Annotated in this window: 7 protein-coding genes; 3 read left to right on the top strand and 4 right to left on the bottom strand. The window is 57.0% G+C overall.

Annotated elements, in window-relative coordinates; translation table 11 throughout:
* Positions 1-201: 201 nt before the first annotated feature.
* Complete coding sequence (locus AC6T8Q_RS07665; protein ID WP_496919828.1) at positions 202-774, bottom strand: helix-turn-helix domain-containing protein; 573 nt, start codon at positions 772-774, stop codon at positions 202-204.
* 700 nt (positions 775-1474) lie between these two features.
* Positions 1475-5074 carry a chromosome segregation protein SMC gene (smc, locus tag AC6T8Q_RS07660; RefSeq protein WP_500678508.1) on the bottom strand — a complete coding sequence of 1200 codons (3600 nt, stop codon included), beginning with the start codon at positions 5072-5074 and terminating at the stop codon, positions 1475-1477.
* Between the two features lie 244 nt (positions 5075-5318).
* Here smc and AC6T8Q_RS07655 point away from each other — a divergent pair, with 244 nt between their 5' ends.
* The 3 genes from AC6T8Q_RS07655 (at position 5319) to AC6T8Q_RS07645 (ending at position 9907) form a co-directional block, all read left to right on the top strand.
* Positions 5319-5900, top strand: coding sequence for a hypothetical protein (locus tag AC6T8Q_RS07655; protein ID WP_500678507.1), 582 nt, complete (start codon positions 5319-5321; stop codon positions 5898-5900).
* A 245-nt stretch (positions 5901-6145) separates the two neighbouring features.
* The gene (locus tag AC6T8Q_RS07650; protein ID WP_500678506.1) at positions 6146-9394 is read left to right on the top strand and encodes a valine--tRNA ligase; all 3249 of its coding nucleotides are present in this window, start codon (positions 6146-6148) and stop codon (positions 9392-9394) included.
* Positions 9395-9493: 99 nt separating this feature from the next.
* Complete coding sequence (locus AC6T8Q_RS07645) at positions 9494-9907, top strand: bifunctional nuclease family protein (protein ID WP_500678505.1); 414 nt, start codon at positions 9494-9496, stop codon at positions 9905-9907.
* Between the two features lie 59 nt (positions 9908-9966).
* Here AC6T8Q_RS07645 and AC6T8Q_RS07640 read toward each other — a convergent pair whose 3' ends face one another.
* Both AC6T8Q_RS07640 and AC6T8Q_RS07635 read right to left on the bottom strand, forming a co-directional pair.
* Positions 9967-11745, bottom strand: a complete 1779-nt coding sequence (locus AC6T8Q_RS07640; RefSeq protein ID WP_500678504.1) for an aspartate kinase — start codon at positions 11743-11745, stop codon at positions 9967-9969.
* Between the two features lie 132 nt (positions 11746-11877).
* A complete protein-coding gene (locus AC6T8Q_RS07635) occupies positions 11878-13080 on the bottom strand; it encodes a cofactor-independent phosphoglycerate mutase (RefSeq protein WP_500678503.1) in 1203 nt (400 codons plus the stop codon).
* Position 13081: the final 1 nt, after the last annotated feature.

The raw sequence follows: 13081 nt of genomic DNA, 5'->3' as shown, positions 1-13081 counted from the left end.
CGCAACAAAAAAACCTCGCCACCGTTTCCAGTGGCGAGGCTTATGTGCGGGGAGGACGACTTTAACGGGAGTTTTCCGTCGCCCGGCAGTTGAATCGTTCAACAGCCCCTATCTTGCTATATGAACCGCTTGAGCGGATGTGTGACATAAATAGATCAACCGGCCGCGAGGGACCGGTTGATCTGGGAAGCAATTGATTTCTTAGACCAACTCTTTCTTGGCACCGATGAGCGTGCGGAGTCTTTCGGCCAACAGGGCGGCATCGAAAGGCTTCTTGAACGTCTCATTAATGCTTGAGCGGTCGAAGCTTGCCGTGGTGCCGTCATCGGGCAACAAGGCAATCAGAATGGTTTCAGCAAAGTCGCTTGAGCGACGCAAGTTTTGGCAAATCTGCAGGGCCTCGAGCTGACCAATCGAGAAATCGACGATGATGCAGTCGGGGTGGAAGCTTTCGGCTTGGATGCCGGCCTCGAAACCGCTCGCGGCGGTGGAGGTGCGGAAAGCTCGTTCCACAGGCAGTTCACGCTTTAGGTTTTCGATCAGCACTTGGTCCTGGGCGACAATCAGAACCTTGGCCATCGCTTCGTCTTCGAGATCGCCCAAAGGCATGCCATGCTCTTTGAGGAAGCGGATCAAGTATTCACGGGGAATCCGACGGTCCTGGGAACCGGGGATTCGATAGCCCTTTAATCGCCCTGAGTCAAACCATTTGCTGACCGTGCGCGGGGCCACTTTGCAGATCTTGGCGACCTGACCAGTTGTAAAGACCTTCATCACGGGTACTCCAATATAGTCTCGCGTTAACGCATCTTGTCGCGCTATGGGCACTTGCCCGATAGCCGCGCATCCCGTTTGCGTGCAACAGCCTGGCGTCGGCTTCCCTTCGGCCAGTACGGTGTTCTGTGCACACCTGGGTCGGGATACTAAAATCGCATGTAGGGTTGGCTCAGGTCCTTCTGATCCTCTCCGCCATGGTGTTCCATCGGCAGTGCAAGCACTGGAAGATTGGCAAAATTCGTTAAATTGGAGACTGTAGTTAACAGTGATTCCAATCGTTACGATCGCGCAAAACTTCCAACACTTGCGCTCCCTTTGGAGCGGCAAATATGTCTTGGCGTGGAGAGAGCGTACCGCTACTCGTAAGGTAGGTGGGTGCAATCGCTTGCGCGATTACATGATCCCGGATTTGGCAGGCTCCCCCCTGCGTGGATCATTCTGACTGGCTGATTGTATTTCGTTCAGCCAGAACAATCCTTCCGAAGGATAGTTTCGATTCAAACGGGGGTCCGACTTTAGAAACTTTCTCTATTCAAGGTGAGACAACCGGTTGTACGGGCTGTAAAGAAGGTGTCGATCCTGTGCGTCGTGCCCAGGGAATCGATGCTGGAAGTTTAAGAACCAATCGAGAAAATGGCCGCAAATCGGCGCGGCTACAGGTTCTGTAGGAAGCGTTGCAACGCGCCTAAGAAAAAATTTACGCCGCTTGGCTGGTGACGATCGAACCGTCGGAGCGGACATCCTCGAAGCGGACCGATACGCGTTTCGATATGCCAGATTCTTGCATGGTAATGCCATAGAGCGTGTCGGCGCAGGACATCGTCCGCTTGCTGTGTGTGACGACGATAAACTGTGTGTTGGCCATGAACTGCTTCAAGACCTCCACAAAGCGGTCGATGTTCGCTTCGTCGAGCGCGGCGTCGACTTCGTCCAACACGCAGAATGGGGTGGGGCGACTGCGGAAGATTGCTAGCAACAACGCGACGCACGTCATTGTTCGTTCACCACCTGATAGCAGCGAGATACTGCGTGGCTGCTTGCCGGGGGGGCGAGCGATGATCTCGATGCCGCATTCGAGCACGTCATCGGTTTCGCTTTCTTCGACGATGATATCAGCTTCGCCACCGCCAAACAGATTGCGGTAAAGTTCCTGGAAATGCCCGCGGATCACGTCGAGCGTTTTCACGAAGATATCGCGGCTTTCGGAATTGATGCTCACGACGAGCTGTTCGAGCTTCGCTTTGGCGGTCTTGAGATCGATGTACTGCTTGGCGAGCGACGAATGCCGCTCTTCAATGGCTTCCAGTTCGGTGAGGGCGTCGAGACTCACGGGGCCTATGCCGGAAAGTTGGTCGCGGAGTGTTCGGATTTCTTTTTCCATTTCGTCGCGACCGGTGATTTCGACCGGGGGTTCGGTCACAGCCATCACAGCCAGCTCGATTTGATAATCTTCTTTGAGCCGCTCGGCCAGTTCTTTGCGTTGATGCTCTTGTTGCTGAAGTTTGTGATCAAGTTGCTGTAACTTGGATTGGTTTTCGAGAAGCTGCGAGCGCAAACCCTCGACGTTGCGACTGGCGGTCGTGCGTTGTTTGCGAAGGTCTTCGTGCTTGGCGGACCAATCGGTGAGGCCCGTGGTGAGTTGATCTTTGGCTGCGTAAAGTTCGGCGAGTTCGGTCGTGTGTTCGAGAACCGATTGTTGCAATTGGGTTCGCTGTGTGCGGCAATCGACCGAGCGTTGCCGAGTTTCTTCCAAGGCACGGTCGTGCTCGGCGTGATCGCGGTGCAATTGTTCCATCTGCCGACGGAGGCCATCGCGCCGTTGTTCGCTGCGAGCGAGGGCTACGCGAACATCGGTGACGCTCGGTTGAAGCGAGGCGAGTTGTTCTTCCAAACGGGAACCCTGTTCGGTGCGCAGCTCAAGCTGCTTTTGGAAATTTTCCAGATCCGTCTGACGCTGCTTGAGTTGACCGCGAATATCGGTGAGTTCATTGTCTTCGGAGGTCGCTTGCTCATCGTGCAAACGCAACTCGGCTTCTGCGGAATTTAACTCCTCGGTGGCACGGTCGAGTCGCTCACGGGCAGAAGCAACCTTCAGACGAGTTTCGTTGGTCGTCTGCGACGTCCGGTCGTGCTGTTTGGTAAGTTCGGTCAGCGATTGCTCGTCGTCGTGCAGCGTTTTTTCCAGGTGCGAACAATTGGTGCGTTGCTCGTCGATCTTGTGTTCCATGTCGCGGATTTCATCGACGAGGGCCCGCAATTCGCTACGGCGCGAAAGCAAGCCCGACGACGATTGTCGTGGGCCGACGGTCAGCGTTCCGTCCGCCGATACGACTTCTCCGACAACTGTGACAAAGTTCAAACCACGGCCAATACCACCGGCCAGTTGAAATGCGGTTTTGAGCGAATCCACAAACCAATGCCGGCCCAGTAGCCGTCGCGTGAGAGGGGCCAGCTCTGCCGCGATTTCGACGAATTGGTCGGCTCGGCCCATGACGCCCGGTTCGTTGGAAAGATCAATCCGATCAACCGCACTGGCGACCAGCGGAACATCAAGCCGCAAAAAGCTCGTGCGCCCGGCCCACTCGTTCTCAGCCATATTGACCAAGCGTGGATCGACTTTCTCAATAACGAGACAATTCGCACGATCGCCCAGCGCGATTTCTACCAAGGAGGCCGTGTCGGCGTCGACGTGCAACAAGTCGGCCACGATCCCGTGGACTTGTCCGAAGGGACCATGGGGTTCGGTGCGGGCGAGCCGCAAAACTTCTTTGGTTCCTGCGCTCAAACCGTCGAGTTGGCGTTCGAGTTCTTCAAGGACTGAAGCGCGTTCACGAGCGCCCGTGAGTCGGCCATTCAGTTCGGCGAACTGGGCCTGGGCTTTGGTCAACTGTGTGCGGTGTTCGCGTAGCTTGGCTTGGGCGAGTTCCAACGTCCGCTGTGATTGTTCCGCAGCAGCTTCTTGAATGCGAAGCTGGTCGTTGGCCGTGGTGAAGCGTTCGAGAATCTCGGCTTTGGCTTGGCGGGTTTGTTCGACCTGCTGGCGGAAGCGTTCACCGGTCGCGACGGCTGATTGGCGTTGCGCTTCGATAATCTGGATGCGGTGTTCCAGCTGCGTGGCATCGCGAAAGGCTTGGGTGTGATCGGTACGGCATTTTTCCAAATCGCCCCGGCATTGGGCGAGGGCCGCCTGGGCCAAATCGAGTTCCGCTTGTTGCTGCCGGGCTTGTACGTCGAGTTCCGCAAATTGGCTTTCCGCGGCTTGAAGTTGCTCGGTGTTTTCCGACACCATTTGCTGAGCGTTGCCGGCTTTGGACGTCATCGCCAAGAGCTGGCGCTCGAGCCGTTCGGTTTCTTGTTCCAGCTCATCAATCCGGGCGAGTTGGCTGCGGCGGGTCGATTCGCATTGGGCAATACGCTCGCGAACCGCGGCCGCTTTGGCCCCGGCTTCTTGGGACTCGCGTTGCCATTGGTCGATGGCATGCTCGACGGCCTGCAATTCGGCTTCCCGCGCAGCCGCGTTTTCTCGGGCCGAGTTAACGGCAATACGCAGTGATTCAGTCTGCTGATTTTGCTCGGTGAGCGCGGTCGTCAGTTTGCGCCAATCAGCAAGGCCTAATTGGATACGCAGCTGGCGCAAACGGTCAGAGTGTTCTTTGTATTTACGCGCCTTGCCGGCTTGAGAACGAACCGTGCGTAAGCGGGATTCGAGTTCTTCGACGATGTCCGAGAGCCGCAGCAGATTTTGTTCGATGCGTTCCAGTCGCCGTGCGGCTTCTTGACGTTTGAGTTTGAAGCGGCTCACCCCCGCGGCTTCTTCAAAGATGAGGCGGCGTTCTTTGGGCGAAGATTGCAGCAGGGCATCGACGCGTCCTTGTTCGATGATGCTGTAGGCGCCGGTGGTGACGCCGATTCCCGCGAAAATTTCGCGAATATCTTTCAGGCGGCAAACCTGACGATTGATCAGGTATTCGGCTTCGCCGCTGCGATACACGCGGCGGGTGACATGGACTTCGGCATCGTCGACGTTGAGCACACCGGTGCTGTTGTCGAACGACAGCGTCACTTCGGCGGCATTGCTCTGTTTGCGTGAACGCGAGCCGCCAAAGATGACGTCGGTCATTTCGCTGCCGCGCAGCGCCTTGGGGCTTTGATTGCCCAGCACCCACTTGATCGCGTCGACGACGTTCGACTTGCCCGAACCGTTAGGCCCCACAACGCCCGTAATGCCGTTATGGAACTCCAGCCGCGTGCGATCGGCGAAGCTTTTGAAGCCGTTGAGTTCAAGCGCTTTGAGCATGTGGCGAAAAATCCAGTTAACCGCGCGGTGCCGCGAAGCGACGCCGAGCGCGAAAAATAGCGGCGAAGCTTACCAAATCACCGCAGAATGATGCAGGCCAGAAGATGGGCCAAATTGGGCTGCTAGCAGCGGGTTTGGGGGCGAATTGGATTGACGGCAGCGGCGTGCACGGCAGCGGGACGCTGCCGGCTAACCGTGATCTATATTTGAGGGTCGTTTCGCATGTATGGTCCGAGGGGTTCTTATGAAGACGTTCGCTTTTTGGATGATGTTGTTAGTGCAGCTGTTGAGTTCTAAGGCTGCGGTGGCTCAAGTGGCTTCCGCGGAGGATCACACGGGCGTTTACCGGCTGCATCCCAATTTGGAAACCGTGGAGCTTGTGCGGGTCACGCCCGCGGAGATCAAGCCCGGATTGGTTTACAACTATTACAATGAGCAACTCGGCGAGCGCGCTTGGGGGCTGGCCAAAAAGGGGGGCGGATTTGAATTCGCGTTCGGCGAAGGGACCGTCATGCCAACCACGGCCTTCGATCTGCAACTATCGCCCGAAATGCAAGCCCGCATGTTGAACGAACGTGCCCCGGGACTGTTGAAGCAACTCGATAACGTAGGACGCAGCGCCGCGGTACAACTCAACGGCAAGGGCGTTTGGGAGTTGCTGCGTTATCCGTCATCGGCCCGAGTGTTTGATTTGGCGACCGGCGAGCGCTGGGAATGGCATGGGAATCGCCGCGTGGCGGTGCTGCACGTCGGGGGGAATCTGTGGCACATCGTCGAGGGACGATACTATCCGGTGACGATCGCGACGACGCTTGGTTGTCGTTAGCGCGGTCAGGGTAACCACAAAGGCACAAAGGACACGAAGAGGGTAACCACGAATCGACACGAATACCACGAATAATTTGCTACTTAGTGCTCTTCGTGTCTTTGTGGTTAATATCCTTGGATGCAAGCGAGGGAATTGCATAGATTGCCAACGGAAATAGGCCATTGTCTCGCTGCGAAAGTGATGGGACAATGGCCTTTTTGTTGCGCTGAACCGTTGTTTTCTCGATTGTGTCTAAGCCTCTGATGTCGAATCCGAATCCCCCCTCGTTGTCTGAACTTCCCGCCCAGTACGATCACTCTGCGGCTCAAGCCAAGTGGTATCCCTATTGGGAAAGCCAAGGCTATTTTCATGCCGTGGCTGACGATCCACGGCCGCCCTATTGCGTGGTGATCCCGCCGCCGAATGTGACGGGGGCCTTGCATTTGGGGCACGCGCTCAACAACACGCTGCAAGATATTTTGTGCCGCATGAAGCGGATGCAGGGCTACAACGTGCTGTGGATGCCGGGGACCGATCACGCGGGGATCGCCACGCAGGCCGTGGTGGAACGCCGGTTGTTTGAAGAGGAAAAACTCACGCGGCACGATCTGGGTCGCGAGAAGCTCGTCGAGCGGATTTGGGATTGGAAGAAACAATACGAGCAGCGGATCCTTTCGCAGCTGAAACAACTGGGCGCGAGTTGCGACTGGGAACGGCTGCGGTTCACGCTCGACGATCAATGCGCCCGCGCGGTGCGCGAGACGTTCTTCAAGTTGTTCGCCGACAACAAAATCTATCGTGGCAAGCGGTTGGTGAATTGGGACACATTCCTGCAAACCGCGGTGAGCGACGACGAAGTCTTCCACGAAGCCACCAAGGGCCACTTCTGGCACTTTAATTATCCGGTCATTGATCCTCGGCCGGGGGAACCAACGCATGTGACGATTGCCACCACGCGACCCGAGACAATGCTCGGCGATACGGCCGTGGCGGTGCATCCCGATCCGGCGAAGGCTTTCGACAAAGTGAGTGCCGAACTGCGCGAAAAGATTATCGCTGCCAGCGCGAAGGAAAAAGGGGAACTCGAAGAGCAAGCGACGCTGCTTTTGGAACGCCGCACGAAGATGCTGCCGCAACTCGAAAAACTTCGCGACATGGCCAAACGCGGCGTGATGTTGGAGCTACCGCTTACAGGTCGCAAGATTCCGCTCATCGCCGACGAATGGGCGAAGCCGGAACTGGGTTCAGGCTGTGTGAAGATCACCCCCGCACACGACGAGAACGACTACCAGGTGTGGCAACGCAATCAGTCGATCGATATACGCAACATTATGAACACCGACGGCTCGCTCAACGACAGCGTGCCGGAGAAGTATCGCGGCCTGACGATGAAGAAAGCCCGCGAGGCAGTGGTTGCCGACATGGAAGCAGCCGAGCTTTGTGTGGAAATCGAAGATCGTGACATCGATCTAGCCCACAGCGATCGTAGCAAGACGCCGATCGAGCCGTATCTGGCCGATCAGTGGTTCGTGAAGATGGACGAGCTCGCGCAATCGGCGATGGACGCAGTATCGGACGGGCGTGTAAAGATTATTCCCGAGCGTTACAAGAAAACGTATCTGGATTGGCTCAGTGAAAAACGCGATTGGCCAGTGGGTCGACAACTTTGGTGGGGACATCGGATACCAGTGTGGCATGCACTGGTTGCCATTGATGATGTAGATAACTGGAAAAATGATAAACAAGAAGCAGCTAAATTACTTGAAAAGGCATGCATTGCAGCGGGATTCAACCCCGACGAATATTTCATCCAAGTTCAAGAAGGTCTCAACTTTGGGAGCAAGTCCGACATCCGCATTTGCACGCATTCGAATCGCGTAGATCAGTTCTTTGATGGAATTAAGAAATTCACAACTGACTTTAATGCGGGACCAACTTATGGTGTGCTTTTGCCAAGCTTTCCAGCAGCAACAGAGGCGACGAATAATCTTGCCGATGTAATTAGGTCATTAGAGAAAGATGACGAAGTTCTCGACACCTGGTTCTCGTCCGCCTTATGGCCGCACTCGACGCTTGGCTGGCCGGAACAAACACCGGAGCTTGCGAAGTTTTATCCCACGAGCACGCTGATCACTTCGCGTGATATTATCACGCTGTGGGTCGCGCGGATGGTGCTGGCTGGTCTTTACAACATGGGTGAAGTGCCCTTTCCCGAGGTCTTCATTCATCCGAAGATTCTCGATGGTTTCGGCGAAACGATGTCGAAGTCGAAGGGGAACGGCGTCGATCCCTTGGACGTGATCGAAAAGTTCGGGGCCGATTCGCTGCGGTTTGGGCTGGCGTATCTGACGACCGAGACGCAAGACGTCCGCATGCCGGTGGAGTTTGAATGCCCGCATTGCCAGTCGTTGATTGCCCAAACGAAAAAGAACCGCACGTTGCCGCGGATCGAGTGCGACAAATGCCACCGGCCGTTCGGCACGCAGTGGTCGCAATCGCACGGCACCGAAGACGATCAAAAGCTGCCGCGCGGGGCGGTGGTGAGCGAACGGTTTGAGTTGGGTCGCAACTTCTGCAACAAGTTGTGGAACGCCTCGCGGTTCGCGTTGATGAATCTAGAAGGCGGCGAGCCGTCAGCGTCAGCGCCCGGAGATTTATTACTCGAAGATCGCTGGCTGTTATCGCGGCTCGCGACGGTGACCGACGAAGTGACGAAGGCGCTCGGGGAATATCGTTTTGCCGATGCGGCGCGTTCGCTGTATGGCTTTGCTTGGGATGAGTTCTGCAGCTTCTATGTGGAAATGACGAAGGCGCGGTTTGCCGTTCTTGAGCAACGTGCCGTCGCGCAGCGGGTGCTGGCTCACGCGCTGGATACGTTGTTGCGGTTGTTGCATCCGATGACGCCGTTTTTGACTGAGGAAGTTTGGCATCTGTTGAATCAGGCGGCGCCGAATCGCGGCCTGCTGAAGCAGGACCGCCCCGCGGAGAGTATTTGCGTTGCGGAGTGGCCTGAAGCGGATGCGCAGTGGATCGACAAAACGATCGAGGCGCAGTTTGCGAAATTCCAGACCGTGATGGGGGCCGTGCGGAACATCCGCCAGGAGAAAAATATCCCGCCGCGCGAGCCGATTCAGTTTTCGGTAAAGTGCGATGCCGAGACGGTAAAACTCTTGAAACCGATGGAGCCCTACTTTCTTTCGATGGCGCACGCCGCGGCGACCGCCTGGGGTGCCGACGTGACTCCGCCGGAACGCGTGGCCAGTAAGCCGCTCGAAGGCATGGAAGTCCACGTCGATATTAGCGCGTTTTTCGACGTGACGGCGGAACGGACCCGGTTGGAAAAGGAACGCGACAATCTGGCGAAGTTCGTGGATTCGCTCAACGCGAAGCTCTCGAACGAGAATTTTGTGAGCCGTGCCCCGGCGAACGTCGTCGACGAGCAGCGGAGCAAATTGACGGAAGTACGCGAGCAACTTGAGTCGGTGGAAGCCGCGCTGGCGAAGTTGGCGTGAGAAGTCACACGATTTGCACGCAACTCTGGCATGGAGTGCCGTGAGCCTTATAATTTAAGCAGGACTATTAACCACGAAGTTTTTCGTTGGAGTTGACCGATGCCAGTCGCCATGGAATTGTCGCGAATCATTATCAGCGAGGTCACCGCTGAGCAGGTGATCTGGCTGCGTGAGATTGAAGGGACTCGCACCTTCCCGATTTTGATCGGCATGTTCGAGGCGATGAGCATCAACCGTCGCGTGAATGGCATCGAAGCCCCGCGGCCGCTGACCCATGATTTGGTGGTGAACACCGTCGAGAGTATGGGCGGGGAATTTCAGGATGTGATCATCAACGAGCTCAAGGATCACACCTACTACGCGCAGCTCCGCGTGAGGCAGGATGGGGAACTCATCGAGATCGATTCCCGACCGAGTGACGCGATTGCCGTGGCGGTGAGTTGCGATCCGCCGCTGCCAATCTACGTGGCCGAGGATGTTCTGACGGATATCTCGAATAGTGGTGGTCAGTAATGTGTAGGCGCGCTCTGCGTTGCTTCGCAACTCGTCGCGGCTAACACGGAATCGTATTGCTAACCCAGTACGTCGGCGAAGGCGGTTTGGAGGGCTTTGAGGCCATCTTCACCCTTGTCGGCGGCGACGACTATGTTGACGCGCATTTCGCTGGTGCCGACCATTTCGACGTTGATCCCCGCCTTGGAGAGTGCCTGGAAGGTGCGAACTCCCACTCCCGTGTGCGTGCGGATGCCGATGCCGAAGACCGACAGAATCGCGATTTGTGAAGCGGTGGTGACCGGCCCGCATTCGAGTTGGTCGGCGATTTTGGTGACGACCTCCGATGCTGCTGCCACCGACTGGCTGGGCACGGTGAAGCTCAAATTCGCTTGACCATCGCGGCCCGTGCCTTGCACGATCATGTCGACCATGATGTCTTCGGCGGCGACCGCTTCAAAAACTTCCGCGGCGATGCCGGGCTTGTCGGGGACTTGTGATATCGTGATGCGACCTTGCGATTCGTCGAGTTGAACGCTTTCGATGGTGAGGTCTTCCATCCGTTGCAGGCGAGCCACGATGTCGATGGCGTTTTGCTGGCCCGTGGTCGACGGTTTGTCGCCGAAGGCCGCGCGATCCTTGGGGGTCTTTTCAAGTTCGAATTCGCTATGCACGGCCCGCAAGGCTTGCATCGCTTGTTCGCGTTTCACGAGGGCCGAGATTTTGATTTGGCTGGTGGTGATCGCCAGGATGTTGACCTTCTCGTCGGCCAAGGCGCGGAACATGCGGTCGGCCACGCCCGTTTGTGTGGCCATGCCGAGGCCAACGATGGAAACCTTTGACACATCGGCTTGATGGGTGACTTCCGCTCCCAATTCTTTGGCGGCCTGTTCTACGGCTTTCAATGTGGCGGGCAAATCGGTTTCGAGCACGGTGAAGGAAATCTCGGCTTTGCCCCCTTCGCCGACGTTCTGCACGATCATGTCGACCGCAACGTTCACTTTGCCGATCAGCGAGAAGACCATATCCATCGTGCCCGGCTGATCGGGAACGTTGCTGATGGTGATCCAAGCCTCATTCTTGGTGAGAGCCGCACCGCTCACCGGACGATCCAAACTTTCGGGATGCAGGCCGATGATTGTGCCGGGCTCGTCGCTGAAGCTCGCGCTGTTGCAGACGTGAATCGGCACGCCGAATTTCTTGCCGAATTCGATGGAACGGCTGTGCATGACGCCGGCACCAAGGCTGGCGAGTTCCAGTATTTCATCGTGGCTGACTTGATCCATCTTGCGGGCTTCGGCGACGATGCGCGGATCGGTCGTGAACACGCCGTCGACGTCGGTGTAAATCTGGCAAGCGTCGGCCTTCAGCACGGCGGCAAGGGCCACGGCGGTTGTGTCGCTCCCACCGCGGCCGAGAGTGGTGATGTTGTAATCATCGTCGATGCCCTGGAATCCCGCGGCGATAACGATGTTGCCGTCATCGAGATGCTTACGCATGCGGTCGGTGGAGATCGACTGAATGCGAGCCTTGGTGTGCGAGCTGTCGGTCTTGATGCCGATTTGCCCACCGGTAAGGCTCACGGCCTTGCTGCCGAGTTCATGAATTGCCATCGCCATGAGTGCCACGCTCACTTGCTCGCCGGTGGAAAGGAGCATGTCCATTTCACGCGCCGAGGGATTCGTGGAGATTTGCCCGGCAAGATCGACAAGCACGTCGGTGTTCTTGCCCATGGCACTCACGACCATCACGACTTGATGACCTTGCTGCTGGGAGCGGATGGCCTTGCGCGCGGCAGCCATGATTTTTTCAGGTGTGCCAACGCTGGTGCCGCCAAATTTTTGAACGATGATGCCCATGTTTGATTTCGGATTGTGTAATACGGAGTGGAGAATGTTTGTTACCACGAAGGCACAAAGCGCACGAAGAAGAATTAACTGCAAATTATCAAAATCTGAAATCTCTACTTTGTGATCATTGTGTCTTTGTGGTTATTTTTTGATGAACCAGCCCATTGTGCGCCAGCCTTCGTCGAAGGCGAGCGAGGATTGGGCGGCGTTGGTGTCGCCGTAGGTGGTGAACTCGTCGGCCTCGATGCCAGTGCCGGCCATGGCGACGGGGACGTTGCCGTGGGTGTGTGTTTTGGTGCTGAGGTACGTGGGATGATCGGGGGAGATCATCAGGCGGTAGTCGCCGTAGGACTTCAAGGCGTCGACGAGTGGGCCCACGACGTGGGTGTCGATCTCTTCGAGCGATTTGACTTTCTTGCCGCAGTCCCCTTCGTGCGACGATTCGTCGGGGGCTTCGACGTGGACGCAAATCAGATCGATTTCCTTGAGGGAGTCGATCGCATAGCGGCCTTTGGCGGCGTAATCGGTGTCGGTGTAGCCGGTGGCGCCGGGGACTTCGATGCGTTGCCACCCGACCAAAGCGGCCAAACCACGCAGTAGGTCGACGGCGGTGATCATTGCGCCACGTGGGCCATAGGCTTCGGTGAACGGAGCCAACTTGGGCGCCTTGCCGATGCCCCAGAGCCAGACATTCGTTGCAGGAGGCTTACCCGCAGCAAGGCGGCGTTTGTTCACCGGATGATCGGCGAACAGCGCGATTGTTTCGGTCATCAATTCGTTGAGGACTGTGCTGCCAGGGCCGCGGGGGAAATTGTCGAGGACCGATTTGTCGGTGAGATCGTGGGGCGGAGTGGCTCGCATTTCCATCGTGAACGGGGCAGGACGCTGTTTGCCCCGCCAAATCAGCAGGTTGCGATAGCTCACGCCGGGAACAAACTCCAAACCGTTGCCGCCCAGTTTTTCTTGAGCCGTGGCCAAGAGTTCGGTCGCTTCTTCGGTCGTGATATGGCCGGCCGTAAAGCTTTTCATGATCTGGTCTTGGACCGTGACAAGATTACAGCGAATGGCCCAATCGTCCGGCGAGAGCTCAATTCCTTGGGCAGCGGCTTCGATAGGTGCACGGCCCGTGAAGTTGGTGAGCGGGTCGTAGCCCAAGAGACTCATGTTGCCGACTTCGGAGCCCGCGGGGAGGACTTTGGGAGTGTGACAAGCCCGCGCGATCACGCCCGACGCCACGACGGCATCCATGGCGGGTGTCTTGGCGGCTTCGAGCGGCGTCTGGCCATCAAGCGAAGCTTGCGGCTCGTCGGCAGCACCGTCGGGGATGATGATCGCGTATTTCATA

Source organism: Bythopirellula sp. (genome assembly GCF_041737835.1).
Classification (GTDB): domain Bacteria; phylum Planctomycetota; class Planctomycetia; order Pirellulales; family Lacipirellulaceae; genus Bythopirellula.
Note: the sequence above shows the minus strand (reverse complement) of the source record. Positions and strands in the feature narration are given on the sequence as shown.

Bases quoted from the DNA above. Each gene is read 5' to 3' on its own strand.
- AC6T8Q_RS07640 (WP_500678504.1), bottom strand. From the start codon at position 11,745: ATGGGCATCATCGTTCAAAAATTTGGCGGCACCAGCGTTGGCACACCT.
- AC6T8Q_RS07645 (WP_500678505.1), top strand. From the start codon at position 9,494: ATGCCAGTCGCCATGGAATTGTCGCGAATCATTATCAGCGAGGTCACC.
- AC6T8Q_RS07665 (WP_496919828.1), bottom strand. From the start codon at position 774: ATGAAGGTCTTTACAACTGGTCAGGTCGCCAAGATCTGCAAAGTGGCC.
- AC6T8Q_RS07635 (WP_500678503.1), bottom strand. From the start codon at position 13,080: ATGAAATACGCGATCATCATCCCCGACGGTGCTGCCGACGAGCCGCAA.
- AC6T8Q_RS07650 (WP_500678506.1), top strand. From the start codon at position 6,146: ATGTCGAATCCGAATCCCCCCTCGTTGTCTGAACTTCCCGCCCAGTAC.
- smc (WP_500678508.1), bottom strand. From the start codon at position 5,074: ATGCTCAAAGCGCTTGAACTCAACGGCTTCAAAAGCTTCGCCGATCGC.
- AC6T8Q_RS07655 (WP_500678507.1), top strand. From the start codon at position 5,319: ATGAAGACGTTCGCTTTTTGGATGATGTTGTTAGTGCAGCTGTTGAGT.